The sequence below is a fragment of the Halobacillus sp. BAB-2008 genome (assembly GCF_000328325.1).
Classification (GTDB): Bacteria; Bacillota; Bacilli; order Bacillales; family Halobacillaceae; genus Halobacillus.
Window position 1 is genome coordinate 1 of record NZ_ANPF01000034.1, and the last position, 26,375, is coordinate 26,375.

A 26,375-nucleotide genomic window follows, 5' to 3' on the forward strand; every position below is an offset into this window, starting at 1 on the left:
ATTTCCATAAAGAATCTTTACTTTTGTAAATCAATAAAACAAGTAAATAAAGCTATTGACAAGCCATAAAATACATAATTACTTTCGGTAACAAGGGCTATTAAGCCTGTAATTATAATTAATACCATTAATAAATTCTGTAATAATTTCATTGCAAAACCCCTATCTTTACTATCGGTGAAAATTCTAAAAATTATGCTTTCAACAAGTGTATCAAATAACAATAAAGTTGGACAGACATTCTATTCATTTTATTTCGAGTAACACACCTTATATGATTGACTGAGTCACTAAACACAAATGACTTTTCACAACTTTTTGTAGGTGGAAAGCTTTTCTTTGTAGTCGAATTTTGATCCATATACCATACGCACGAATAGAAAGAGCACGATACGCGACACACGATGCGAAACACAGTGACGAAAACCACGCACAGGCTGTCGGCACAGGATACCGCACCGCTTGGTTCTGTTTATGACGTGTAGCACGTTATGCGCATTTCATATGAAACACCATGCGTAAGGTCGTTGATTATTGTATTCTCACACGATATATCACATGGTGTGGGTATCTCATGCGACATATCGTAAATACATCGATTATGCGCATGCGGTGCGATATGGCGTGCGTATTTCGTGTGTGTAAAGGGCGTTACGGGATGCACATGCATAGAGTTGTCGCATCTGGTGTGCATTTCATAGGGTGCAGGATACGCACCTGGATTCGCGTGGAATGTCACACGTCATGAAAACCTCTCTCTTTTTTGAATCACCAGACCAAACCGACTCTCTTTGAGGACCAGACGGCTATCGTCTGACGCAGCGGGACCCCCGGACCGTCATCCCGCAAAGGGATGACGGTCTTTTTTCGGTCAGCAGAGGGTCGTTCGCCTGGGAATACCAGAGCGTAAATCCTTGTCCGGACAACGTTTCAAGAGAAAACCCGTGCCTTCAAGGCGGGTCCCGCGCCCGTCGGTGGTGTTTGTTGATTCTCTCGCTTCCGCTCGTATAACCGCTCCGGGCTTCCCGCCTTTCAGACACGCAAGATCCTTTTGGCCAACGAGCGCGGAGCCTTCCTCCGCTCCGGTGGTGTTTCCTGCCCTTTTTAGCTCGCCCCTCTTCTCCGAATCGGTACGTACAGCAAGAGATTTTTTGACATACAACCGCCTCGCGTCGTCCGCGCTGTCGGACAAAAGGAGCCTTTGTTGAAAGTCTTTTCCTGCCGATCCGCTGCCGCTTCTCGAACACCTTTTGGACAGCTTCCCCTCCACCCTTTTTTGGCAGCTCCCCTGCTTCCGAGCTTTCGCATCCGGTCTTTCCGGGCGTCCTTCGCCACGCCCTCCTATCCCAATCAGATGCGAACACCGCGACGCAACACCGGCTCGAAATCCATCCCTCGGCTGCCGCTGTCGGGACGGAAACCGAGCCGGGAGACGCCCCCTATGCCGTCATACACCTTTTTTGCCCTGTCGGAGCCGGCATAGTCGGGCGATGCTGTAACGACGCGGCTTATCGGGGGCGGACGATGCGGCATAGTCGGGGTGGGGTTCGCCCCGATATGTGCTATCTGTTGATGCGCCGGGGTTTAATCGGAGTACGCGCCCCGGTGTTCACGTCTCGGGACGTGTAGGGGAAAGAGCATAAGGGGGACGTATGACAAGCCTCGCTACGCTCGTTTGTCAGTCAGCATAGCTGACCGTCCCCATTACTGCGTCGTGGAATGCTCGCGCATCCCTCTCCTTGCCCTTCCACTTCGTTTCAGGGTGCTCATTCGAAAGCTCCTGTTCGTCGCTTTCTATTTATGAAGTGCCAAGCCCCTCTCCTTCCCTCCCGCAGCAATCCATCTGGATCGTTGCGTCCGCTTCGGTAAAAAGCATCTTCCTGAGCCGTATGCTCCCTGCACAAAGCTCTGCCGCTTTGTTCGTACGCACACGAAAAGAATATTTGTATGTACGCCGGTTGGGAATACGTCCCGGTGCTCGCCTGCTCACACCGATCAGAAAGTGCGTTTTCCGTCGTACATTCGATAGTCAAATTGCCAAGTAAAAGCAGAGCAATCATTTGCAACAAACAGATATGTATTTTCCGAACGATTCAAAGGGTATAGGCTATAAAGGGATAATATTCCACATATAATCCCAAATTATCGTGTGCCAAACAGCACTCATCGTAAGAACTTCGAGGAACCCCTCAACCAGAATCACCACGAACACCACAGTCGGCGCCGCAATATTCTTATCCTGGATAGCAGCCATCATACCAAGCGGCTCAAGGATGGGGGTTATGGCTTCGGCTGATTGTGCAACAGAAGTACCATAAAACGCAGAATAATGGAAATGTTTTTTTGAAAATTATTGCCATTTAGCTTATATTAGACATAGACATATTTTTAGGAGGGATTTTATGGATGTATTAATGTATTTATTTCTTGCGGCATTGTTAATCCCAGCGAATATATTCATGATAAAGTGGCAAAAAAGTGGGAAATTACCTCTTTGGTCTTCTGGTCTTCTTCTAGCAATCCTTGGTGTTGTGATCGGCTTTGCTGTCGGTGCAATTCTTATAGCTGGTGATTCAGGCCAAGGTGGAGGCCTGATGGCAGCTTTTATAGGTCTTGTCATAGTCGGTAATGGAATAGTTCATTTATTGATTGGGCTTGCCTTAACAATTGGAAAACAATATGGTAATAAAAATACCCAAGTATGAGAAAAAACCAAGTCACGTAGGTTTAACCCGTGACTTGGTTTTTTTATGATTAACATACGAAGCAGAAAGCGGTTTGAACCAAAACTTTCGCTTTAATGTACCATGGAGCAGCTTGAGAACAGTCGCAAAGTCTTTGGTCGCAATAGCAGTTAGGGTAACCGCCGCGGGAACCATAGCAACAATCATGTGTCTTACAGCATTCATCCAGTTCGTTTACACCAGCTCTTGAGCCTTTACAAGCCGGAGATCCACCACAGGCAGCGCCGCAGTAAATATAGCCTCCTGCGATACACCCTTTAATTTCCGCCTGAGATTCCACGTCTTCCTCCAGCAATTGACCTGGACGATAATTCTGATCATAGTTGAATTCTTGCTCAAAACGCTCATTTTCTTCCTCAATGCTCTGGACGCTTACCGCCTCTTTCTCATGTGAGCTCTCCAGCAAAGAGACCACGTTCTCATCAGCAGCACGCAATACTTTTTGATTTACTTTGGTTTCGTCCTCTTCATCAATGATGTGAGCAACAAAGAAGTTTTCCTCTTCTTCTTTTTTACCATCGAAGTAACGTGTGAAGAAGTGAATAAAAACATTTTCCTTCACTTTTACCCTCAACGACTTCGCTGTCACAACTCTTCCATTTTGCGCCATGTCAAATTTCAAATGATCCTCTACGCTCAACGGCGCGTTCGTATCTAATTCGAAATTCACATATCTGTTCATTTCAGAAATTAAATTTTGAAATTTTTTGTTGCCTTGAAATCCATTCAATAAGTCCGCAATCTCTTGCTCTGTTAGAAAATAACCTACTTCCATATTTGTTCCTCCTAGTAAAACGTAATTTGTCAGCCTGACACTCTATAAAGAAAGTAAAAGGTGATTTATTACAACCTTTCACCCGATTTTTTGCTGGGATTTTATCTTAATACCTATGTACGCAATGACACCCACTAAGGTATTAGAGACAATCAAGTACGAAACCGAAGAAAAAGAAACAGCTACATCAAGATTAAAATATAGAAAATGATAGATGTGCCGTACCGATCCGAACGTGCCGATTTCTACCGACAAATATAAAACAAGAGTAGCGATAACTATCTGTATATCCTTTACCAACATGTAGAAAAGCAGCATAGAGCCATTCAGCATAAACAACTGGGAAACGAACAAGGCATACGAAGCTAGCAAATCAAAATGACCGTATTGTATCTTTATATACAAACCACAAATAAGTAGGGGGACCATAAATAAAGTGACGTGTGAAAGAAGGATTCGGTTCACTCTATTCTTGTATATTTGTGGAAGCAAAGCTGAATGTTTCCCTTCATACACGTCATAGAACAAATATAAACAAATGGTTGACGAGAGAGGAATGGCGACAAGCTGTACTAATAAAAAGGCAGTATTAGCTGTCTCACCAAACCTCATGGCTATTAAGGAGAGAAGGGCCGCGATAGAAAGAATGAACACAGCAACAAAAGGAAGTATGGATCTATATTTTGTTCTTAATACAACCATCATACCTCATCCAGCCCCTCTAAAACGGCTACGTAGCCACTGATAAAATCGGAAAAACTCGGGCTGGCGCCATTGTCCACCACAGGTGTCTGCGAGATGAAACGAATCTGCATTCGTGACTCGCTAAGGGATTTAAAGGAGAGTATCGTTCCGTCAACATCGCTCAGGTTTCCTCCCTCTACAGTTTTCTCAAAAACCATGCCAGCCGACTTCCTTTTCAAATCCTCCATTGACCCTTCGAAAAGTTTGACCCCCTCTTTTAGCACCAAGAGGTGGTTGCACAAAAAGGCAATGTCTTCTGGGTTATGAGACGAAATGATAATTTGAACCCTGTCGCTAATCGTCAACAAGATGCTTCTCAACTTAGTGCATTCCAGTACATCTAACCCGGTGGTCGGTTCATCGATGATTAAGTAATCGGGGCGACTTAGCAAAGATTGTGCTATTCCTACTCTCTGAACTGTCCCACCCGATAAGTGCTTCATTTTTTGATTCCTATAACCATATAAATTCATCACCTCAACCAGCTCCATGATATAACTGTCATCATCTACGCCTTTGATAGAAGCCAACAATCGCAAGACCTCTAAGACCGTTAGGTTTGGATAGGCATTGAAGTTTTGGGGGAGAAAACCTATACGACCTTCCATATCACGACCTGCGTGAAAATCGATTTCCGCCCCCTTATCATGAGAGGTCACGCCGGCTAAAATATTCAATAAACTGGTCTTTCCTGCCCCGTTCGGCCCAATGATTCCTGTGACACCCTTTAAGTCAGCTTGGATGTCCTTCAATATTGCTTTTTTTCCCACAGTTTTGGATAAATTCCGAATAGTAATCAAATGTACTCCTCCCGTTCCCATGCTTTTCATACAAATAAAGGAAAGGACCTGATGGTCCTTCCCTTTCTCACCTTCAACTTAGTCTAACGATACGACTTTCACCTGACCGCTTGCCGTTCCACGAGCATTTGCTCTTGACGCTTGCGCATAGTATGTGGAAGCATCAGGGATGTAAACGTTATCGTAAGAGAAGTTTCCAGAATAAATGAGGCGACTCCATTCGGTTGGATCAGGCAGAAGGGTTACAGATTTCTTAACCCGAGCCGAAATATCTCCCAGGGTGACGTACCCACTTACATCCGCGTAATCATCCCAGATGTTGATATTTCCCCCGTTCGCCGATCCTGTACCATTTAGATTCGCCGTAGACGTACTAGGTAAGGCGAAGGCGGCTGACCCCCACATCACACTTACCAATAAAACGCCCAGCACTGCCATCTTTTTGTTTACTTTACTCAAAGCTAGTCCCATGCTAAAACCTCCTCTTTATTGTTGAAATCAGTGCACTAATTTCTGTTGCTTTTATCAGCTGATGATACATATAGAAGGCCATGTGGGAATTTTCACAACCAATCAATCTATCTTTTTATAAAAGCCATTCTTTTTTCCCTGCGCGCAGCTTTTATAAAAAAAGATGACGTGAATAACAGGTGAATTGTAAAAACCACCCATCATTCACGTCATAAAATTTAGCTCCCTCTCACGGGATGGAACCTAAAAGACGTTCTACTTGTTCCCAATTACGCTCATCATCGTCCAGCAGAATACTTCTCCATGCCCGAATCAAATCCGGAGATACGTCCCCTTTATCCAATGCAATCACTCTCTCCCATAGGTCTTCATGGTCGGTGATTGGTCCTATAATCCTCAACAAGTGAGTCTTTTGTAAATTTTCTTCTTCTACAATCCCATTGCTCATGTACCAACCCACCACGACCGTGTAGATATACCAGTCTTTGAATGATTTTTCTCCAGCTATTTCATTATGCTTTTGGTCCACCCACGGTACTTGGTAAGGGAGCATCTTTTGCATTTCCGAATATCCCGCAGCATTCACAGGATCAATAGGGAGAATAATATGATCATCATGCTTGGTGGTTTTCGTATGGGTGAACACATCATTCCCACCCATATTAGGAATGAAGATGACATGATCCGGCATATTAAACTCTTCGCCCACCATCTGACTATACTCTTTCAGTTGGGTGTTGAAAGTATCTAGAAAATCGTTCATTTCGGATTTATGTGTAAACCATGAACGCGGGTATAGGATTTCCTTACCTGACGGACCGAATTTTGCTGAAGTGAAATCACCCGAAATGACCGTTAAGCCTTTGGAGGAACCCACATATTTTTCATCATCGATTTTTTTAAGATTGGTGTAAATAAGCTCACCCCCCCCTTTATATTCAAGCGTGTAATCAATTTCTGTTTTAGGAGTCAAATCCGATGTAAGAAATTCACCATTGACTTCATACATGCTGGCGGTGTTTTGATTGTTGGGTAGCCAAGCAAAATTTGCTGGTAAGTACAAATAATTATTTAACGACGGGTGAGAACTGGAGCCGATTCCAGAGTAATGCAGAGTCAACGTCGTCGGACCCTCACTTATTTTTTCAGGCAAATCAACCTCCACATAATCACCGGACCGCTCAAATGGAATGCTTTCCCCTGCGACATGGACATCCGAAACCTTGTAGCCTCGATACAGGATCAGGGAAATATTTCGCTCCTTAATATTCGCCAAGTTCATAGTCGTTTCCACAACCACCCCTTCTTCCCCTTTGTCCTCAAGTACAACGTCCATGGTCTTGATGTCATACGAGAAGAGGCGATTATCGTTCATATGTGGAGGATCGTCATAGTATAAGTAATCCTCTGTTAGTTTTTCAGGGTCATTCAAAGCGGAAAATGTACTGCTTGTCGGTATGAAACCTGGTATTAGAATCAAAATAGAGGTCGTTAATAACAACAGTCGGTTCATCCCTCTATTACTCGTCCGAGTAGATAATAGAAGAAGCAACGACAAAAAGTAAATGAGTATGATTTTCTTCCCCCATTCAAACTCAAAACCATAAAAAGGATCATAAGGGGTATTCATATCGTAGACCCCTAAGTTCAAATTCCTGAACAAGTCCGCTGCGCTTTCCAACTTAGTGTTATCCATTAAGGTAGCGATGAAATGCAAATTGGAAGGAGAGAGAATGACCCACACTCCCAACAATAAAACGAAAACCACTTTATTCTTTGAATTCATACCAAACAAATAACCAATGAATCCCATGAGTAGATAAGGAATCAACCAATAATTCAACAAAAACAAAAGACTTTCTTTTGCAAATGAACCTCCGCCCTCAAAAGACATGTAATATAATTGAAAACCTAGAGCTGGTAGCGATACAAAGAAAAAAGAGGTCGCTAATAAGCATAAAACATTCAATAGATGGATTTTCCACAGTTCCTTTTTAATTATAAAAACAACTGACGTCTGATCCATGGTCTTACGGGCCAATCGCCATCCAAGGATTGCAAAAAAGAGCATGCCACCCTGGATAAGAAAACTTGAAAATTGCAGATTGTTCCCTACATCATGGTTGTTGTAAAGAAATGTGTAAGTAAGAAATCCCGCGTACATCAGCCATAACAATGCTCCCATCAAAATCAAGAAACCATGAAGTTTGTAAGTAGTAAGTATGGTTCTAAGTGTTGTTTTCATACTATCACCCTTTCTGAAAGAAAAACTTACTGCTAGATATAGACAGTTTTATGAGGTCATTCACAACCATTAATAAAAAAAAGACAGGTCTGAATTCGACCTGTCTTCTTAAGTAATTAGAGGTGATACTCGGATTTGAACCGAGGATGAAGGTTTTGCAGACCTTTGCCTTAACCACTTGGCTATATCACCACCGGGAGGGGATTCGCTCTCCCCTCATCAACCGTTCAATTCTTCAATACCCAAATCTTGTACTAATTTATCCTTGTTGAATCCTGTGATTTTTGATGCAATAGCGCCATCTCGCTTTACAATGGTGAAGGGAGTACCTGTCCCTCCTAACGATTGAAACTCTTGGAATACCGTCTTATCGGCCATGACATCCTTTTCTATAAATTCAACACCATTTCGTTTTAAGAATTCACTTTGTTGGTGACAGAAACCACATGATTTAGCAGAGAATACGATTACTTCCATCCTTCAGCACTCCTTTTTATTTCCGTTAATCTTATCCCGCATTTCCCAAAAGCCGGGGATTGATTCAACGTCATAGTTTTTTATACTCTTGATCAACTTATATTTTAATTCTTGTGATAAATCATCTTTATTCTTGTGGTTCGTAAGATGAAGTGATTTTTTGATCTTTGGTTCAAATAATTCAACTACCGCACCTAATGATTGAGTATCACACTTGGACGATTTCACCAATTCATACAAAGCAGACAATGGCCTCACTCCTCTTATTTTCTGTTGAGCGCTTCTATTTCACTAGATAGTTTCATGATGACGTTTTCCAACTTGTCTAACTTTTTTTCAAACCTCACAAACAAGTAAAAAGTAATGGCAACCGGGAAGCCAAAGTTGCCTATAATCACAATCCATTGTGGAAGATCGACGAGAGTCATTACCCATCACACCTCCTCGTTATCAAGGCACGATCGCAGCTTTTTAAGTGCTTTCTTATGAAGTTTTGAAATAGCCTGCTGGGAACGCCCGAGCCTCTTTGCAATCTCCGTGTCACTTAGACCATAAATATAAGCTAGGCTGATGACTTCTTTTTGTCTTAGAGTTAAAAAAGTTAAGGCATGTGCAAGAACAGGCGTTTCAATGTAATCTTCAATATTAGAAGACTGTACAACCTTTTCTACGGTTATCGACGCATTTTCATCTTCAATGGTATCTTTGTTCGTAGTACCGTTTTCTTCTTCGATAGGCTGGTCTACCGTTAGGGGAAAACGATAATTTACTTTTCGGCTCTTTTTATCAAAGTTGATTGCGTTGAAATACAACGTGTTTGATATATAAGCAGTAAATCGCAATTGGAAGTAAAACTTTTTAAAAGTCTGATCCAACTCTGCCCGATTCTCTACTGTCGGATCACAGATGGAATTAATCAGCAGCCCCACATTCTCCTCTTCATTTAGAAATGAACGAATAAGAGGATTTTTAAGGAACTCTTCGTTTTCTCTTGTGAATTTTTCGATTAGCTCACAGCATTCACAGTCTATTTTGGATATATGTGGAATAATAGCACCCCCGAAAAGAACGTACGTTCGCATATATAGCGAAAAAAAATGAGCGTTAGTTCACACCCTCTTATTTAATTTTACCATTTTTATCCCCCGATAGAGCTATTTTTACAAAATTCTCTAATTTTCTCTGATGTTGCTGCCGAGGTTTCAACTAAGCTCATAAGTAGATCCTTTTCCTCTTTCGTTGTGGCTTTCGGAAGGCATTTTGTGTAAAGGGCCTGCGATTTTCTAGCTTCACAGAAGCACTTAATGAGATTCTCTCTACTCACAAGTTACCTCCTCCTTCTTTTCAAGAGCATACTCTCTATCCAATTGCAGAGAGCGAACTTTATACTTGTCGCCTGCACAAAAGGAGATAGTGTGTTCTTGCAATATAGCTCGTAACTCATCAACGTGGATTTTTCTTAAAAGTACATATTCATATTCTTCAATTAACAGAGCAAGGGCTCCTGAAACGTGCGGCGTGGCCATAGAGGTTCCTGTCAGTTTTTTATATTCACCATCAAGGGTGGTAGAATAAATCCCCACACCCGGAGCGAATAGATCCACTTCATCGTTTGTGTTGCTAAAGAAAGCCACGTCATTTTCTATATTATTCACGGCGCCTACTTGAATAACTTCTTCATACGCGCCTGGATAACGAAACTCATCCGTCTCAAAACTCCCGTCACCATCATTCCCAGAAGCTGCTACTACGGCTATGTCATTATCCACGGCTCTTTTGATTGCTTCTTGCAACCGTTTATAAGACCTTTTTAAACCAAGGGATAGCGATATTATTCTTACTCTCTCTCCATCTGGACCGCGCCAGTCAACTGCGTAGTTTATACCCGAAACCAATGCGTCAACATTTCCACCGCCATTTCGATTGAGCACTTTCAATATTAATAAATCCGATCTGGGTGCAACACCAACAACACCTTTCTTGTTGATGGACCCGGCAAGGGTTCCAGCTATATGCGTACCATGCCCGTTAAGGTCTTCTGCAATATTAACGTTCCCTTTATGATCTTCTGTGAAATTATAAGCACTGACAATTCTATCCTTCAAATCAGGATGATTCATGTCACAACCCGTATCTAAAATTGCTGTGACCACACCTTTCCCATAATATCCTTTTCTCCACTTCGCTTGAGAGCCAATGGATGCAATATTCATGGGAACTTCTTCTCCAATTTGCACCGGAGTTTCTTGTGTAATTGGAAGCAACTTCACTTCATCCGCCACCATAGATACACCCCCCTTTATAATCGCTCGTCTTATAAAGAAAGATGGCGGGAAATATTCACAACCTTTTCTTAAAAGAAATTCATTTTTTTCAACAAAGACCGGCAAAAGATAGAGTGGTAGCTTAATGAAAGTATGGAGAAATAAGCGCCATGGTTAACCAATACCTAAACACGGGTGAACGCTAAAAACCGATGCGGGATTTCCGCATCGGTTTTTCTCTGTATATTTGTATGTATATCAGCTTGGAATACGCTCGGGGATAGGGAGAGCGGAAATAAAAACAAAATCTAATATAAAACCATGGGGTATATGATATATCGATGATCTGCCTGCGATATGGACGCAAACTGTAATATTGCACAAAAAAGACGCCTTTTAAATGGCGCCTTCTCCCTCTTTTTCCTTCACAGGGTGCCTGAGTGCTGCAATGAATTCAGGAACTGTTTTCGAGATTTGGGAGGTGTTCAGGTGGCGGTGGGAACGTTGCAAAGAAGAAAGATCTTTAGCTCCAAAAACGGCCAAACTGACCTCTGGGAGACTTTCTTTGATTTCTGCATATGCCACTTTCGCTTCTTTCGAAGAAGCCAACTCCAAAAAGTTCTCAGTTGCACTGGACTTGATATACAGTCTACTCATCACGATCACCCTCTCTTGAATATTTTCGTTCATATAGGAAATCAACATACGATTTGACTTCGAAATCATCCGGAAGGATAGGAACAGCCCCCAACCAATTCCTTAATTCAAGCGCATGTTCATCCAACTCCCTGTTAGCATGTCACGTTTTGTATATATTATCATGCAGATATACGTTTAACAACGCTTGAACTCTCGTCCAGAGTTGGATTTCAATAGGAAATGTGTTGTTATCGAACTTGGAATAGCTATGGATACCCTTGTATCCGTCGTCATTCATTTTCCCTGTCGTTTGGTCCACTACACGGTATATTCCGTCTTTTATAGGGTATGCGCCCTCTAGTTCTAATGCTATGCGCTGGAAACTAGAGGTATCAAAATTAAGGATGAATCGGAGCCCAAGCGCGTCATTTAGCACTTTATTCAAAGGCTTGGATATGGTCTGATGCTTCATCTTGGCCATCATGGATACGGGGTCTTTATAACGGAATGTGAAATCAATCCCCCCGTATTCGTCCATTATGTCCACTAATTTCTGTATGTATTCAAGGGTCAAAAATGTAAACTCCTCTTGCGTTCCTGCTACTTAGTGTATGAACTCACCATCTTCGGAGTCATAAGAATTCTTAGTATTGAATTCAACCGTGAAATGTTTATGTATGCCTGTGATTTATTCCAAATTTCAGCATAAGGCAACACAGGATTCTCCCCCCCTCTGATGTCACGCATGATACATCCATTATATAGAAAAAAAGGTGGCATCCATCACTCCGGCACCTCTTTTGTATTCAGCCAGCAAAGCTAAGCGTTTACATTACTGAGAACTACTAGCTCTTGTTCATAGCTTTCTCGGTCAAGCTCTTATAACCTTTCATTAAACACGCCCTGGGGGTTCTTCAGAATTAAAAGCAACAGCTTAAACTTTGCGTTTTTTGAACATTTTAACAAGCCCTCTGCTTCGTTCGTAAGATCAACGAAGCAATATCACATTCATTTTACATTTTTACAATCTTTTCTTATTATGGATTTTTTTATATTATTTGGTGAATATAATCTTGAGGTGATTCAATGGAATTCAATCTGGAAATAACAAAAAAATCTTATAGTGTTCTCATGGTGGACTACCGCCCAGAAGAAGGTAAGAAGTATTTTGTATATGGATATCGGCATGATGAGGAGAAATGGGATTTTGATAATGGAGACCTTTTATTCGTACTCGATGAAAAGGTACAGATAAATGAGCTTAAAAGAAACTTCACGGTTTTTGATAAACACCAATGGATTTGTGAAAATTGCTTCACGCGAAAAGATATAGAAAGTATAAGGGCAGATAATATAAAATACTGGGGATGGAACACATGGAAGGATTTGCCTGATAATTTAATAAATAAACTTCAGAATAAAATTCTTGCTGGAGTAACAGATTTTTCATGGAAGAATGTTGAAAGCCTTAATAATCCTTCAAAGCGTTTTGTCAATTTTAATATTTGTACTAATTGCATGAGTAATGAAGAAATAGATGGGAAATTCTCAGATATAATCAACCAACTTGAGATTTGGGAGCATGAACTTGCTACTAAAGCCATTCTAGAGGGTAATGAAAAAGTGCTTGAAAGCTACATTGCTCACAATATTGAAATAGTTGAAACTGGAATGAAGTTGATCGACACACAAGTAAAGGTAAAGGATGGCTTAATTGACGTGCTGGCTGAAGATAAGAATGGCACCAAATGTATTATGGAATTAAAGGTTAGAACAAATGATAAAAATTTGATTTGGCAGTCTGCATATTATCAATCAGAAATAGCAGAAAACATAAGGGTTATTACCATTGCGCCTTCCTATGATGAAGTTATTAGTAAAGCGTTAAAGAATGTTAAAAATATAGAGATGAAAATATATAGCCTTGATGAGAAGGGATTAATACAAATTGAAAGTCTTGATTCAAATCCAACATTAAAACCATCCGAAAATAACACAAGTGTATTAGCTAATGCAGAACAGGATAAAGCAGTTTAAACTAACTACCTACATTGTTCTAATTGATTGCCGGCCATTTCACATTATTTAAGAATTCCTTGGCAGCTAGACACCCTCTATTAAAGATCCAATATAATTGTAAAACATAAAAAACGGGCAAAAATGCCCGGCTTTTGTGTTTTGAGAATATAATACTTCCTGTAATTATGCAACACTCACTTGTTGACGAATGAAGTAATTCACCTGCCAGCGATTAATTCATTTTACATACTTTTTTAGCTTTTATATTTACTCATGAATTTTATTACATCTTCACGATCCAATAGCACTTTTCCTTCTAACTCAATAACTGGTAATCCTAGCTTTTCTAATTTTTGCAAATACCCAAAAGAAATGCCAATGAACTCACAGCACTGTTTTTTAGTCATGAATCTTCCCACTCCACTATCCCTCTTAGCAGCTTCAAAAGCCTCTTTGCTCAACTCATAAAAGAATTCATAATATTTACTCCGAAACTCATCTGATACTTGTAATGGTATGAAAGCCTCCATATGATTTATTTCCTCCTCGTCTTTACTTTTGTAAGAAATTTACTTACTTTTATTGTATAACACCTCTCCCCAACAAACAACATCAAAGTAAGAAAAATATTTACTAAGTAAAATGATTGTGTGATAATGAGTAAAAAAGGGAGGCCAATTTTTTATGGACGCTAAAGAGTTTGGAGCAAAACTTAAAGAGATTCGAAAGAATAAAAATATCACCTTACTCGAATTAAAAGCGAGAACAGGCTATTCGGATTCATATTTATCTCAAATTGAGAACGGTTATAAAGATTTACCTAAACCGGCATTATTAAGAAAACTGGCTATAGGGTTAGACGTTTCACCCATCTATCTATTGAATATAGCTGGCTACTCTGCTTCTTACATAGATGTAGAGAACGGTTCTGTAAAATATAAAAGAGTTGACCTTGGTAAAGATAATGTGCCATTTCAAGAAATGAGAAGTGTAGATGTGACCCTTCCTTGTACTGATGAAATAGCAACAGAGTACGGAGAGCAAAAGGTTAAGGAGTTATCGGATGATGAAATAAGAAGAAGGTTATTTGACCTTCATGATCTACTAAGTATGAAAATTGACTTGTATTATAAGAATGCATCTTTATCAGAGGAAAAACGAAAAAAAGTTAGAACTATACTTGAATTAATTTTTGAATAAAGTACTTCCCTTTCCTGTATATAGCCTGCCAGCGTATTGGAAAGGAAACTATTATGACAAATATTAAAAAGTACACTAAGAAAGATGGTACCACAGCTTACATGTTTAATGCGTATCTAGGCATAGATCCGCTCACTGGAAAGAAAAAACGCACCACTCGGCGGGGCTTCAGGACTAAAAAAGAAGCAAAGGTTGCATTATCTAAATTATTAGTGGAAGTCGATGAACACGGGGTCCGTCAAAATGAGCAAATGACCTTTCAGGATGTTTTCGAGGAATGGTTTAAGCAGCACAGTAGAGAAGTAAAACCAACTACGGTGTATGCGATGGAAAGTAAATTCAAACGCAGAATCCTCCCTTTGTTTGGTCCTTATAAAATGAAAGACATCACTCCCTCATATTGTCAAAAAGCTATCAACGCTTGGGCACAGGAGCTTAAAACTTTCAATGATTATAAGATACAAGCAAACTTGGTCTTTCGATACGCTATGAAAATGGATATTATTAAACGAAATCCAATGGAATACGTCACATTGCCGAAACTAAAACACGAAATGGAATATAACGAAGAACTGGAAGAGAAAAAATATTACTATACACGAGAAGAGCTTAAGAGCTTCTTAGAGGCTATTCAGTGGGATGACATGGCTTATACTATGTTTCGTTTACTCGCCTTCACAGGAGCTCGCAAGGGTGAATTGTGTGCCCTTCATTGGTCAGATGTAGACTTTAATCAAAAGAAAATCAGTTTTAAAAAGACATTGATTCACACGAGCGGTAAAAAACAGCTTCAGACATCAAAAACAAAGGCTTCTCGGCGTGTTGTTAGCGTCGATGATGAAACCCTAGGGATTTTGAAGAAATGGCGTAGCAAGCAAATCAAGCGCTATTTGACGTTAGAGCTTGATGATCCCTTTCAATCGAATGATAAGCAGCCCATTTTCACAGTCTATAATCACCTAAAACGGGAGATGGATTATTGCCGCTTAGCTTACTTGAATGAGAAGCTAAACCGAGTTTATCAGAAGAACCCAACTCTCCCACAAATAAATGTTCACGCATTTAGACACACACATGCGAGTTTGTTGTTTGCGGCCGGTGCTTCTATTAAAGATGTTCAAGCTCGACTCGGTCATACGGACATTCAAACTACGATGGATATTTACACTCATGTGACGGAGGATGCGAAGGAAAAAACAGCGGAGATGTTCCAGAAATACATGAAATTTTAGTGTGGGGTATTCAATGGGTATTCAATTCCATTTTTGGCCATTAAAAACCCTCTCTGCTCTATAAGAGCAAAGAGGGTAAATCCTTGGCATACAAGGTTTATTAACGCTTGGAGAATTGTGGAGCGCGACGTGCACCTTTAAGACCGTATTTCTTACGTTCTTTCATACGTGCGTCACGAGTCAATAGACCAGCGCGTTTAAGTGTTGTACGGTATTCAGGATCCGCTTGTAAAAGAGCACGAGCGATTCCGTGACGGATCGCACCAGCTTGTCCAGTGAATCCACCACCATGTACGTTTACGTGTACATCGTAGTTACCTTCTGTTTCCGTAACAGCTAGAGGCTGCTTCAGAATTACACGAAGTGTTTCGTATGGGAAAAAGTCTTCAGCATCACGTTTGTTTACTACTACACGACCAGTTCCTGGAACAAGGCGTACGCGAGCAGTGGAGCTCTTACGACGTCCAGTACCTGTATATTGTACTTGTGCCACTTTAGATTACCTCCTTTAATTATCCGCGAAGTTCATAAACTTCTGGTTTTTGTGCTTCATGCTTGTGCTCAGCTCCAGCGAAAACATGAAGTTTCTTGCCCATTTTACGTCCAAGACTTCCTTTAGGAAGCATACCTTTAACAGCAAGCTCAAGCATTTGCTCAGGGTATTTCGTACGCATTTCGTTAGCTGTACGGGACTTCAATCCACCTGGGTGGTTGGAGTGACGGTAGTAGATCTTATCGTTGATCTTGTTACCTGTAAGTTGGATTTCACCTGCGTTGATGATAATGACATGATCACCTGTATCAACGTGTGGTGTGTAAGTTGGTTTATGTTTACCGCGAAGGATCGCAGCAACTTCGCTCGCTAAACGGCCAAGTGTTTGCCCTGCAGCATCCACAACATACCATTTACGTTCAACGTTGTTTTCATTTGCCATGAAAGTTGTGCGCATATCTGTTTCCCTCCTGAATTGTTTAATTTCACATAGACTTCGTAACTACTTTATCATTTATCTCAAATACGATTAGATTTCCGGGGCTAACCGTGGTATAGAAATAAAATGCCATAGAATATAATATAACACCCTACAGCCAAATGTCAAGGGCGTGCACACCTGGAATCGTTGTTTTTTTAATAACTTTTATTGGTAAAAAACTTCCCAGAGAAATAACCCTTGTGGAGGAGCTGTTTTCCCGGCGGCAGCCCGATCCATTGCAGCAAGAATTCTTGGGATGGAAGCAGGCTCTCTCTCATGCCGCCCTACCTCCAAAAGTGTACCGACAAGAATCCGGACCATATTATAAAGGAAGCCGGAGCCTCGGAACAGGAACACGATCTCTGCCCCTTCTTTCCGGATGGATGCTTCATAAATCGTCCGGACTTTGTCGCCTTTAATATCTGTCTTCGGAGAACAAAAAGACGTAAAGTCATGTTCTCCCTCCAACAGCCGGCACGCCTCCTTCATCGCAGCCATATCAAGCTCTGCCTTCACGTGATACGTATGATGGCGCTTGAACAGCTGTCTGTCCCTGTCATTCCATACATAGTACCGGTATTCTTTCCCTACGGTCCCGTAACGGGCATGGAAATCCTCCGGAACTGCTTCTGAATGAGTGATCATAATATCATCCGGAAGCAGAGAGTTGACGGCCCTCTTCCAATTCTCATCCGGAATGGAAAGCGGTGTGTCGAAATGTATAACCTGCCCCATGGCATGAACGCCGGCATCGGTCCTTCCGGAGGCAGTCACTTTGACCGTTTCTCCTTTATGGATTTTAGCCAGTGCTTTCTCCAGCTCCGCCTGAATCGTATTACCATTCGGCTGTACCTGATACCCGGCATAGGCCGTACCGTCATACTGCAGGGTGAACTTCATACGCTGCATCTTCCAGTCCTCCCTTTTCAGCTTCTGGTGAGGAAGAGCACAAGGACCACAACAGCAAAAACGACATACGTAAAGACATCGATTCGGCCGATGCGGAGTTCCCTCAGCTTCGTCCTGCCTTCACCGCCCTGATATCCCCTCGCTTCCATCGCCATAGCGAGCTCTTCTGCACGCTTAAAAGCGCTGACGAATAGTGGGACAAGCAAAGGGACGACAGCCTTTACACGGTCCTTAAAACGACCTGTGCGGAAGTCTACTCCTCTGGAAGCCTGTGCTTTTGATATTTTTTCTGTTTCCTGCATAAGTGTCGGGATAAAACGCAGGGAAATGGACATCATTAACGCCAGCTCATGGACAGGGAATCGAACCTTCTTTAATGGACCGAGTAGATCTTCAATAGCATCGGTTATTTCAATCGGTGTCGTTGTCAATGTAAGCAGGGATGTGACCAGAATCAAAAGAAAGAATCGAAGAGAGATAGCTGCCCCTTGGATCAATCCTTCTTCATACACGTTCCATCCGAACACAGAAAAAGCGACCTCCCCTTGTCTCGTGACAAACAAGTGGAGCAGGAACGTGAAAATAATCAGGAACCAAACCGGCTTCAACCCTTTCATAATATACCGAAACGGCACTTTAGACAGGAGAGCGCTCCCGACAGCAAAGACAGCAAGAACCCCGTAACTCCAAACAGAATTAGCAAAAAATACAACGATGACAAAAAAGAAGATCAACGCGATTTTCGAGCGGGGGTCCAGCCGGTGGATAAAGGAATCCGTAGGAATGTACTGCCCGATGATCATCGAACTACTCACGAGCGGCACCCCCTCTCCCTTTATCAGCAAGAAGAGCTGCCAATTCCTCCATGGTTTCTCCTTTGTATTCCATATCCCATCCGAACTTCTCATTAACTTTGGCAAGGAACTGAATCACTTCCGGTACATCGAGCTGCACCTGCTCCAAAGCGTCCTTCTGCTTAAATATATCCAACGGGGCACCTTCCATATAGAGCTTCCCGTGATTCATAATAAGAATGTAATCCGCATAGGAGAGCGCGTCTTCCATACTGTGAGTGACGAGGATCGTCGTCAATTCCTTCTCTTTATGGAGATTGGAAAACATATTCATAATTTCCTTCTGCCCGCGCGGGTCGAGCCCGGCCGTCGGTTCATCCAATACAAGGACACGCGGATTCATTGCGAGCACCCCGGATATGGCCACCCTGCGCATCTGTCCACCACTTAAATCGAAAGGAGAACGTTCCAACAATTCCTCCGGGAGATGGGTAGCTTCTACAGCTTCCTTGATTCTGCGATCGATTTCTTTCTGTTCCACCCCGAAGTTCTGGGGACCGAACGCGATATCCTTCGCAACCGTTTCTTCAAACAACTGATGTTCGGGATACTGGAACACAACTCCGACACTCTCCCGCAGATTTCTCAAATCTTTATTCTTCTCTCCAGCCGTAAGCTTGTAGTCGCCGATTTGAACGTTTCCGCTCGTAGGCTGAAGCAGTCCATTTAAGTGTTGGATCAGCGTGGATTTCCCAGATCCTGTATGACCGATGACGGCGACAAAAGAGCCGGAAGGTATTTCGAAGGATAGATCATCCAATGCTTTATGCTCGAACGGGCTGTTCGGTTGATAGACGTAACTTACATGGTCGAACGTGATGTCCATAATTCCTCCAATAACTCCTGGTGATTGAGTGGCTCACGAGAAAGCATCACACCTTCTGTCTTCAGGTGATCTGCCAATTTACTGACAAATGGAGTATCTAAGCCAATTTCGGTTAAGTTATCTTTCTTTGAAAAGACCTCTCTCGGAGTTCCTTCCATCCATACCTGTCCTTTATTCATGACGATTACCCGGGATGCCTGGGTCACCTCATGAAGGTCGTGCGTTATAGTGATCAAGGATAAGTCTCTTTCCCGTTGAACATCACGGACCGTTTCCATGATCTCTTTCCGACCTTTCGGATCCAGCATAGCGGTCGCTTCATCCAGGATGATGAAAGCCGGTGATACAGCAAGCACACTCGCAATCGCCACGCGCTGCTTCTGCCCTCCGGACAAACGGTGGGGCTCGTGACGCTCATACTCCTGCATACGGACTGAAGCAAGGCTGTCTTTGATTCTCTGCTGCATCAAATCTCTGGGCATACCGTGATTCTCCATCCCGAAAGCGACATCATCACGAACCGTGGTTCCAACGAATTGGTTATCAGGGTTTTGGAAGACCATACCGACCTTCTTCCTGATTTCCCATACGCTCTCCTGCGTTACCGCCTGACCGTCCACTAATATTTCCCCTTCTTGAGGAAATAATAGCCCGTTCATAAGCTTGGCAATCGTCGATTTCCCGGAGCCGTTATGTCCGATAATGGCTACCCATTCATTCGGGCCAAGCGTGAAGCTGACGTCATTTAAAACCCACGGCATGTCCTCCTGATAACGAAAGGATACATTCCGAAACTCGACTTGTCTCTCTCCCATCTGTGTTCCTCCTCTGCTCAACTGACTATTTCCCAGGAAATATGACACTATTCCCCGCAAACGACTGCTGACGAGTAGTCTCCTATTCGTCAGCAAGCGATAATTGTGTATAAAAAAAGGGCTGGATGTAACCTCGCGATGAGATTCACTCCTGCCCTTTTACCCCAATGGTATTCATTAAACTAGTTCAATGATCGCCATTTTCGCTCCATCGCCTTTACGCTCGCCTAGCTTAAGCACGCGAGTATAACCACCTTGGCGGTCTTCGTAGCGTGGGCCGATTTCAGAGAATAGCTTCTGCAAAGCTGTTTGCTCTTCGCCTTCCGCCTTCACGTTGTAAAGGAATGCTTCAGCTTGACGACGGGCATGAAGATCGCCGCGTTTACCAAGAGTAATCATTTTCTCTACTACAGAGCGAAGTTCTTTCGCTTTAGCTTCTGTTGTCTCCAAACGTTCGTGAACAATCAGGTCAGTCGCCAGGTTGCGAAGCAACGCCATGCGCTGATCTGTTGTACGTCCTAGTTTTCTAGCCATTGATAATCCCTCCCTTAACTGAATCTCTTAGATGTTCTATATCGATTAATCTTCTTTTCTTAGACCTAATCCCAACTCGTCCAACTTGTGCTTCACTTCTTCAAGTGACTTGCGACCAAGGTTACGGACCTTCATCATATCTTCTTCAGATTTATTCGCAAGCTCCTGCACGGTGTTGATACCAGCACGCTTCAAGCAGTTATAGGAACGTACAGACAGGTCAAGTTCTTCAATCGTCATCTCAAGGACTTTCTCTTTTTGGTCCTCTTCTTTCTCAACCATGATTTCAGCTTTTTGAGCTTCATCAGTAAGGCTGACAAAGATATTGAGGTGTTCCATATAGATTTTAGCCCCTAAGGAGATTGCTTCTTCTGGGCGGATGCTGCCATCCGTCCACACGTCTAATGTCAACTTGTCAAAATTAGACGTTTGACCAATTCTTGTGTTCTCTACTTGATACGTTACACGGGATACCGGTGTAAAGATAGAATCAACCGGAATAACGCCGATTGGTAGATCCTCGTGGTTGTTTCCTTCTGCCGGACGATATCCTCGGCCGCGTTCCGCAGTGATGCGCGCACGGAAGCTGGCACTGCTGTCCAGTGTAGCGATATGGAGATCCGGGTTAAGAATTTCCACATCACTATCGTGCGTGATGTCAGCCGCTGTAACTTTTCCTTCACCCTGTACATCAATTTCCAAAGTCTTTTCTTCGTCGGAGTAAACCTTCAAAGCTAGTTTCTTCAGATTCAGAATGACAGTTGTAACATCTTCTACTACTCCATCAATAGTGGAGAATTCATGAAGAACACCATCAATCTGAACAGATGTGACTGCAGAGCCAGGAAGTGAGGATAATAGGATACGACGCAAGGAGTTCCCTAGAGTTGTACCATACCCACGCTCAAGCGGTTCGACGACGAACTTACCAAAAGTAGACTCATCGCTGATCTCGACCGTTTCAATCTTTGGCTTTTCAATTTCGATCATTTACACTAAACCCTCCTTCAAAACGTCGAAACCCCGGTTAGACAAACGGTCTAACCGAAATTCCTCAGGTAGGCAGTCCCGATAAAAAGACAACTGCATATTTTCTCTGTCTACTGCGGTGATGATAAAAGCTATCATAACCCATTATAGACAGGGTGACAAATTCTATTCAGAACTTATTATACGCGACGACGTTTTGGTGGGCGGCAACCATTGTGTGGTACTGGTGTTACGTCACGGATTGCCGTGATTTCAAGACCTGCTGCTTGTAGAGAACGGATTGCTGCTTCACGACCAGCACCAGGGCCTTTAACTGTAACTTCAAGAGTTTTCATACCGTTGTCCATAGCATCTTTCGCTGCAGCTTCAGAAGCCATTTGAGCAGCGAATGGAGTAGATTTACGGGAACCTTTGAAACCAAGAGCTCCAGCACTGCTCCAGCTGATTACGTTACCTTGGACATCAGTGACCGTTACGATTGTGTTGTTGAATGTAGAGCGGATGTGTGCCACACCGGACTCAATATTCTTTTTCACGCGGCGTTTACGACTACGAGTGTTTCCTTTACGTGCCATATAGTTTGCTTACCTCCTTTGTGTTGCTTATTATTTACGTTTGTTAGCCACTGTACGACGTGGGCCTTTACGTGTACGAGAGTTGTTTTTCGTTCTTTGTCCACGAAGTGGAAGACCGCGACGATGACGGATACCACGGTAAGAACCGATCTCAATCAAACGTTTGATGTTTAGAGAGTTCTCACGACGAAGGTCACCTTCAACGTTGTACTGTTCCACTGCTTGACGGATTTGCGCTAGTTCGTCCTCTGTAAGATCGCGAACACGTGTATCCTCAGATACGCCGGCTTCAGCCAGTACGTCTTTAGCAAGGGAATTACCGATTCCATATACATAAGTTAATGAAATTACCACGCGTTTGTCACGCGGAATATCTACTCCTGCGATACGTGCCATATGGTACGTGCACCTCCTTCAGTTTAGCCTTGTTTTTGTTTATGCTTAGGGTTTTCACAGATAACCATGACTTTACCTTTTCGTTTGATGACTTTGCATTTTTCGCAAATTGGTTTTACAGAAGGTCTTACCTTCATCATCCATACCTCCTTTTAGATCGGAGTTTTATTTATAACGGTACGTAATACGTCCTTTAGTTAAATCATAAGGGGAAAGTTCTACCGTTACCTTATCTCCTGGTAAGATTCGGATGAAGTGCATGCGAATTTTACCGGATACGTGAGCTAAAACGGAGTGACCGTTCTCGAGTTCAACCTTGAACTGTGCGTTCGGTAAGGTTTCAACGACGGTCCCTTCTACTTCAATTACATCGTCTTTCGCCATCGAGTTGATCTCCCTTCTTCAAATCAGTCACTGCTTCATTGACATATTTTGATACGGCAAATCGAAGCTTGCCATTTGTGACACGACCAGTTTCCAGAAGGCTGTCCTGGACTTCCGGAGAGATGAAATCCATAAGCTCAACATGTTGCAAATTCTTTCTCTTTGGTCGATCATACTTACGTTTCTCTCCGTCGGCAAGCAGCACAAAGCGGCCATCCAGCACATCGATCACAACCGCATACTGTCCTGCCTCTCGCCCCTGCACAATACGAACAATTTGACCTATTCGAGGACTCGACTCAGATTCGTTCAAAAACGATCACCTTCATTTAGGATTTTGTTAAAATCTCATAACCCTCATCCGTTATCGCGATGGTGTGCTCAAAGTGTGCGCACATCTTTCCATCTTGAGTAACTACCGTCCAACGGTCACCCAGTGTCTTCACATAGCGTGAACCTGCGTTAACCATCGGCTCAACTGCCAAAACCATTCCTGGTTTCAAACGCGGGCCTTTGTTCGGCGGACCATAATGAGGGATCTGCGGATCCTCATGAAGTTCCCTGCCGACGCCGTGCCCGACATATTCACGAACAATGGAGAACCCTTCCGGCTCTACACAGCTCTGAATGGCATGCGATATATTTGAAAGGCGTACACCTGGTTTTGCTTCATCAAGTCCCTTAAACAGTGATTGTTCTGTAACTCTCAGCAACTCCATTGTATCGTCATCGACGGTACCGACCGGATACGTCCAGGCCGAATCCCCGTGATAACCTTTATACTTCGCACCTATGTCGATGCTGATGATATCTCCGTTGTTCAGGACCCTGTCACCAGGAATACCATGAACAAGTTCTTCGTTAACAGATGCACATATACTGCCACGGAATCCATTATAACCTTTAAAAGAAGGGATTGCATCCATACTGCGTATGAACTTATCTGCAATCTTATCCAATTCGCCCGTCGTTATACCAGGTCGAATGTTTTCTTTCAGCTTTTGGTGCGTTAAGGCAACAATTCTGCCTGCTTCACGCATGATGTCTAACTCCCGTGGTGTTTTACATATAATCATTCAGCCAGGGCTCCCAGCTTCTGATCGATGTCCTGAAAAACTTCGTTGATATCTTTGTCACCTTCAAAGGATACGAGGTAGCCTTTATCCTGGTAGAAATCGATGAGTGGCTGAGTTTGTTCAACATTAACCTCTAAACGCTTCTTCACAGTTGCCGGCTGGTCGTCTTCACGCTGAATCAACTCGGAGCCGTCGTGATCACATTTCCCTTCCTCTTGTGGAGGATTGAAGATTACGTGATACGTAGCGCCGCAAGTCGGGCAGACGCGTCGTCCAGTCAGACGCTCGATGAGTTGGTCTTGTGGAACATCGATATGAAGCACATAATCCAATGATGCATCCATATCGTTCAGCAGATTTTCAAGAGCTTCTGCCTGTGCAATGGTTCTAGGGAAACCATCGAGCAGGAAGCCTTGATTGCAATCCGGCTTGCTCAGACGTTCGCGAACGATTCCGATGGTAACTTCATCCGGAACCAATTCGCCTTTGTCCATATATGATTTGGCTTCATTGCCAAGTGCTGTTCCTTCTTTGATAGCTAAACGGAACATATCTCCAGTTGAGATATGAGGGATGTCATATTTTTCGACTATCTTCTCAGCCTGAGTACCTTTACCTGCCCCAGGGAGACCCATCAGAATTAAATTCAACGTGTTCCCCTCGCTCTCATTTTCATTAGCGGTTGAAGCTAATTATTTAATAAATCCTGAGTAATGGCGTTTCACAAGCTGGCTCTCCAGTTGCTTCATCATTTCGAGGGCAACCCCGACTACGATGAGCAGGCTGGTGCCTCCAATTTGTACGCTCGCAGGCAGATTAGCCACAGAACCTAATATGATTGGAAGGATAGCAACAGCTGCTAGGAAGATGGAACCTACGAAAGTCAATCGGTACATCACACGTGTCAAGTACGTTTCCGTATTGGCACCAGGACGGATCCCCGGGATGTAGCCGCCTTGCTTCTTCAAATTATCCGCCATTTGTTCCGGGTTTACCTGAACAAATGTATAGAAATAAGTGAAAGCAATGATTAACGCAACATAGATAATCATTCCAGGCCAGTTTTGATAATCAAAGATATATTGAATGACGGAGGCTACTTCACTGTCTTCGAAGAATCCAGCGACCGTTCTCGGTGCGATGATAAAGGATATCGCAAAGATAACGGGAATAACTCCTGCCGCATTCACTTTTATCGGTAAGTGGGTGGAATGCCCGCCTACAGGTGAACGATTTACTAATCGTTTAGCATATTGGATCGGTATTTTACGCAGGGCCTGTTGGATGAAGATAACTCCGACAATGACCGCCACGATGACAAGCAAAATCAACGCGATAATAATCAGATTGATGAACAGCTCTTCTCCGGCACCGGAAATGTACTGATCATACAATTGATTGACACCCGTCGGGATTGCTGCAACGATTCCTGCGAAAATCAGGATGGATATCCCGTTTCCGACACCATGTGCAGTGATTTGCTCACCAAGCCACATAAGGAATGCCGTTCCGCCAGTCAGAACAACGGCAATGACTAAGAATTTCCCTACTCCCGGGTTTGTGATCAATTGACCACCTGCGAGAGCATTGAAACCGATAGACATACCAATAGCCTGAATAAAGGCAAGAACGATGGTTCCATAGCGGGTAAACTGAGCTAACTTTCGACGGCCAACTTCACCTTGTTTCTTCCATTCCGCAAATTTCGGAACAACGTCCATCTGCAATAACTGCATGATGATGGAGGCAGTAATGTAGGGCATGATCCCCATAGCAAAGATGGAGAAGTTCTGCAATGCCCCGCCTCCGAATGTGTTCAGAAATCCGAACGCATTCTGATCATCCATGAAGTTGATGGCGTCTCTGTTGGTAAAAGGGACCGGGATGAATGTTCCAAGGCGAAATACTACAAGCATCAACAAAGTGAAGATGATCTTGCGTCGAATATCACCTACGCGCATAAAATTGGAGATTGTCCGGAACATTAAATCACCTCAGTTTGACCGCCCGCAGCTTCAATAGCTTCTTTAGCAGAAGCAGAGAATTTGTGAGCTTTCACTGTAAGTTTCTTCTCGATGCTTCCTTTAGCTAGTACTTTAATGCCGGCTTTTTGGTTGCTTACCACGCCAGTTTCAAGCAATAGTTCTGGAGTAACCTCTGTGCCTTCTTCAAAACGATTCAATGCATCAAGGTTGATGATCGCGAATTCCTTACGGTGAACGTTAGTGAAACCACGCTTAGGCAGACGTTGGAACAATGGCATTTGACCACCTTCGAAGCCTGGGCGTGTTTTGCTACCAGAACGTTGACCTTGACCTTTATGTCCACGTCCAGAAGTTTTACCGTTACCGGAAGCCATTCCGCGTCCTACACGGTTGCGTTCTTTACGAGTACCTTGAGCAGGTTTAAGTTCATGCAGTTTCATTCGTTGC

At 43.0% G+C, this 26,375-nt stretch carries 34 protein-coding genes and 1 tRNA gene; 4 read left to right on the forward strand and 31 right to left on the reverse strand.

Going from position 1 to position 26,375, the window contains the following annotated elements; translation table 11 throughout:
- Positions 1–1,766: 1,766 nt before the first annotated feature.
- A complete protein-coding gene (locus tag D479_RS20460) occupies positions 1,767–2,069 on the reverse strand; it encodes a hypothetical protein (RefSeq protein ID WP_152413358.1) in 303 nt (100 codons plus the stop codon).
- Positions 2,070–2,402: 333 nt separating this feature from the next.
- Here D479_RS20460 and D479_RS08770 point away from each other — a divergent pair, with 333 nt between their 5' ends.
- Entirely contained in the window at positions 2,403–2,705 is a 303-nt protein-coding gene (locus D479_RS08770; protein WP_008635929.1) for a hypothetical protein, read from the forward strand.
- A gap of 49 nt (positions 2,706–2,754) precedes the next feature.
- Here the strand turns inward: D479_RS08770 and D479_RS08775 are convergent, their stop codons facing one another.
- The 12 genes from D479_RS08775 to D479_RS08835 all read right to left on the reverse strand — a co-directional run bounded on the left by D479_RS08775 (position 2,755) and on the right by D479_RS08835 (position 11,733).
- Complete coding sequence (locus tag D479_RS08775) at positions 2,755–3,519, reverse strand: hypothetical protein (RefSeq protein WP_008635931.1); 765 nt, start codon at positions 3,517–3,519, stop codon at positions 2,755–2,757.
- A gap of 701 nt (positions 3,520–4,220) precedes the next feature.
- A complete protein-coding gene (locus D479_RS08785; protein ID WP_008635934.1) occupies positions 4,221–5,063 on the reverse strand; it encodes an ABC transporter ATP-binding protein in 843 nt (280 codons plus the stop codon).
- Positions 5,064–5,141: 78 nt separating this feature from the next.
- Complete coding sequence (locus D479_RS08790; protein WP_008635936.1) at positions 5,142–5,534, reverse strand: hypothetical protein; 393 nt, start codon at positions 5,532–5,534, stop codon at positions 5,142–5,144.
- Positions 5,535–5,763: 229 nt separating this feature from the next.
- Complete coding sequence (locus D479_RS08795; protein WP_008635939.1) at positions 5,764–7,779, reverse strand: ABC transporter permease; 2,016 nt, start codon at positions 7,777–7,779, stop codon at positions 5,764–5,766.
- Between the two features lie 120 nt (positions 7,780–7,899).
- Positions 7,900–7,971, reverse strand: a tRNA-Cys gene (locus D479_RS08800).
- Positions 7,972–7,998: 27 nt separating this feature from the next.
- Positions 7,999–8,256: a glutaredoxin family protein gene (locus tag D479_RS08805; RefSeq protein ID WP_008635941.1), complete on the reverse strand. Its 258-nt coding sequence runs from the start codon at positions 8,254–8,256 to the stop codon at positions 7,999–8,001.
- 3 nt (positions 8,257–8,259) lie between these two features.
- A complete protein-coding gene (locus D479_RS08810; protein WP_008635943.1) occupies positions 8,260–8,505 on the reverse strand; it encodes a helix-turn-helix domain-containing protein in 246 nt (81 codons plus the stop codon).
- A 14-nt stretch (positions 8,506–8,519) separates the two neighbouring features.
- Complete coding sequence (locus D479_RS20180; protein ID WP_081594801.1) at positions 8,520–8,684, reverse strand: YvrJ family protein; 165 nt, start codon at positions 8,682–8,684, stop codon at positions 8,520–8,522.
- A gap of 6 nt (positions 8,685–8,690) precedes the next feature.
- Positions 8,691–9,185 carry a sigma-70 family RNA polymerase sigma factor gene (locus D479_RS08815; RefSeq protein ID WP_008635944.1) on the reverse strand — a complete coding sequence of 165 codons (495 nt, stop codon included), beginning with the start codon at positions 9,183–9,185 and terminating at the stop codon, positions 8,691–8,693.
- 387 nt (positions 9,186–9,572) lie between these two features.
- The gene (locus D479_RS08825) at positions 9,573–10,541 is read right to left on the reverse strand and encodes a S8 family peptidase (RefSeq protein WP_008635946.1); all 969 of its coding nucleotides are present in this window, start codon (positions 10,539–10,541) and stop codon (positions 9,573–9,575) included.
- A 375-nt stretch (positions 10,542–10,916) separates the two neighbouring features.
- Positions 10,917–11,177, reverse strand: a complete 261-nt coding sequence (locus D479_RS08830) for a hypothetical protein (RefSeq protein WP_039871189.1) — start codon at positions 11,175–11,177, stop codon at positions 10,917–10,919.
- A gap of 142 nt (positions 11,178–11,319) precedes the next feature.
- Complete coding sequence (locus tag D479_RS08835) at positions 11,320–11,733, reverse strand: hypothetical protein (protein WP_008635948.1); 414 nt, start codon at positions 11,731–11,733, stop codon at positions 11,320–11,322.
- 512 nt (positions 11,734–12,245) lie between these two features.
- On the opposite strand from D479_RS08835, the gene D479_RS19890 reads away from it, so the two are divergent.
- The gene (locus D479_RS19890) at positions 12,246–13,196 is read left to right on the forward strand and encodes an endonuclease NucS domain-containing protein (protein ID WP_008635949.1); all 951 of its coding nucleotides are present in this window, start codon (positions 12,246–12,248) and stop codon (positions 13,194–13,196) included.
- Between the two features lie 236 nt (positions 13,197–13,432).
- Here the strand turns inward: D479_RS19890 and D479_RS08845 are convergent, their stop codons facing one another.
- A complete protein-coding gene (locus D479_RS08845) occupies positions 13,433–13,708 on the reverse strand; it encodes a hypothetical protein (RefSeq protein WP_008635950.1) in 276 nt (91 codons plus the stop codon).
- A gap of 154 nt (positions 13,709–13,862) precedes the next feature.
- Between D479_RS08845 and D479_RS08850 the strand changes: the two genes are divergently transcribed.
- Both D479_RS08850 and D479_RS08855 read left to right on the forward strand, forming a co-directional pair.
- On the forward strand, positions 13,863–14,378 hold the full coding sequence (locus D479_RS08850) for a helix-turn-helix transcriptional regulator (RefSeq protein ID WP_008635952.1): 516 nt from the start codon (positions 13,863–13,865) through the stop codon (positions 14,376–14,378).
- A gap of 53 nt (positions 14,379–14,431) precedes the next feature.
- On the forward strand, positions 14,432–15,610 hold the full coding sequence (locus D479_RS08855) for a site-specific integrase (protein ID WP_008635955.1): 1,179 nt from the start codon (positions 14,432–14,434) through the stop codon (positions 15,608–15,610).
- Between the two features lie 100 nt (positions 15,611–15,710).
- Here the strand turns inward: D479_RS08855 and rpsI are convergent, their stop codons facing one another.
- From rpsI to rplO, 17 genes are all read right to left on the reverse strand, one after another.
- Positions 15,711–16,103, reverse strand: a complete 393-nt coding sequence (gene rpsI, locus D479_RS08860; RefSeq protein WP_008635956.1) for a 30S ribosomal protein S9 — start codon at positions 16,101–16,103, stop codon at positions 15,711–15,713.
- 19 nt (positions 16,104–16,122) lie between these two features.
- Positions 16,123–16,560 carry a 50S ribosomal protein L13 gene (rplM, locus tag D479_RS08865; RefSeq protein ID WP_008635959.1) on the reverse strand — a complete coding sequence of 146 codons (438 nt, stop codon included), beginning with the start codon at positions 16,558–16,560 and terminating at the stop codon, positions 16,123–16,125.
- A 189-nt stretch (positions 16,561–16,749) separates the two neighbouring features.
- Positions 16,750–17,493, reverse strand: a complete 744-nt coding sequence (truA, locus tag D479_RS08870; RefSeq protein ID WP_008635960.1) for a tRNA pseudouridine(38-40) synthase TruA — start codon at positions 17,491–17,493, stop codon at positions 16,750–16,752.
- A 17-nt stretch (positions 17,494–17,510) separates the two neighbouring features.
- Complete coding sequence (locus tag D479_RS08875; protein WP_008635963.1) at positions 17,511–18,308, reverse strand: energy-coupling factor transporter transmembrane protein EcfT; 798 nt, start codon at positions 18,306–18,308, stop codon at positions 17,511–17,513.
- Entirely contained in the window at positions 18,301–19,173 is an 873-nt protein-coding gene (locus tag D479_RS08880; protein WP_008635965.1) for an energy-coupling factor ABC transporter ATP-binding protein, read from the reverse strand. Before D479_RS08880 ends, D479_RS08875 begins: the two co-directional genes overlap by 8 nt.
- Positions 19,149–19,988, reverse strand: a complete 840-nt coding sequence (locus D479_RS08885; protein ID WP_008635967.1) for an energy-coupling factor ABC transporter ATP-binding protein — start codon at positions 19,986–19,988, stop codon at positions 19,149–19,151. Before D479_RS08885 ends, D479_RS08880 begins: the two co-directional genes overlap by 25 nt.
- Before the next feature lie 177 nt (positions 19,989–20,165).
- The gene (gene rplQ / locus D479_RS08890; RefSeq protein ID WP_008635969.1) at positions 20,166–20,522 is read right to left on the reverse strand and encodes a 50S ribosomal protein L17; all 357 of its coding nucleotides are present in this window, start codon (positions 20,520–20,522) and stop codon (positions 20,166–20,168) included.
- Between the two features lie 45 nt (positions 20,523–20,567).
- Positions 20,568–21,512, reverse strand: coding sequence for a DNA-directed RNA polymerase subunit alpha (locus D479_RS08895; RefSeq protein ID WP_008635970.1), 945 nt, complete (start codon positions 21,510–21,512; stop codon positions 20,568–20,570).
- A 179-nt stretch (positions 21,513–21,691) separates the two neighbouring features.
- Positions 21,692–22,087 carry a 30S ribosomal protein S11 gene (rpsK, locus tag D479_RS08900; protein ID WP_008635972.1) on the reverse strand — a complete coding sequence of 132 codons (396 nt, stop codon included), beginning with the start codon at positions 22,085–22,087 and terminating at the stop codon, positions 21,692–21,694.
- 30 nt (positions 22,088–22,117) lie between these two features.
- Positions 22,118–22,483 carry a 30S ribosomal protein S13 gene (gene rpsM / locus D479_RS08905; protein ID WP_008635973.1) on the reverse strand — a complete coding sequence of 122 codons (366 nt, stop codon included), beginning with the start codon at positions 22,481–22,483 and terminating at the stop codon, positions 22,118–22,120.
- A gap of 23 nt (positions 22,484–22,506) precedes the next feature.
- Positions 22,507–22,620 carry a 50S ribosomal protein L36 gene (gene rpmJ, locus D479_RS08910; protein WP_002509257.1) on the reverse strand — a complete coding sequence of 38 codons (114 nt, stop codon included), beginning with the start codon at positions 22,618–22,620 and terminating at the stop codon, positions 22,507–22,509.
- Positions 22,621–22,648: 28 nt separating this feature from the next.
- Positions 22,649–22,867 carry a translation initiation factor IF-1 gene (infA, locus tag D479_RS08915; protein WP_008636026.1) on the reverse strand — a complete coding sequence of 73 codons (219 nt, stop codon included), beginning with the start codon at positions 22,865–22,867 and terminating at the stop codon, positions 22,649–22,651.
- Positions 22,845–23,180: a KOW domain-containing RNA-binding protein gene (locus D479_RS08920; RefSeq protein ID WP_008636028.1), complete on the reverse strand. Its 336-nt coding sequence runs from the start codon at positions 23,178–23,180 to the stop codon at positions 22,845–22,847. The genes infA and D479_RS08920 overlap by 23 nt, the downstream gene beginning before the upstream one ends.
- 16 nt (positions 23,181–23,196) lie before the next feature.
- Positions 23,197–23,943 (reverse strand): type I methionyl aminopeptidase, encoded by a 747-nt coding sequence (gene map, locus D479_RS08925; RefSeq protein WP_008636031.1) that lies wholly within the window; start codon positions 23,941–23,943, stop codon positions 23,197–23,199.
- Entirely contained in the window at positions 23,940–24,593 is a 654-nt protein-coding gene (locus D479_RS08930) for an adenylate kinase (protein ID WP_008636033.1), read from the reverse strand. Before D479_RS08930 ends, map begins: the two co-directional genes overlap by 4 nt.
- A gap of 42 nt (positions 24,594–24,635) precedes the next feature.
- On the reverse strand, positions 24,636–25,928 hold the full coding sequence (gene secY / locus D479_RS08935; protein WP_008636035.1) for a preprotein translocase subunit SecY: 1,293 nt from the start codon (positions 25,926–25,928) through the stop codon (positions 24,636–24,638).
- Complete coding sequence (gene rplO, locus D479_RS08940; RefSeq protein WP_008636038.1) at positions 25,928–26,368, reverse strand: 50S ribosomal protein L15; 441 nt, start codon at positions 26,366–26,368, stop codon at positions 25,928–25,930. Before rplO ends, secY begins: the two co-directional genes overlap by 1 nt.
- Positions 26,369–26,375: the final 7 nt, after the last annotated feature.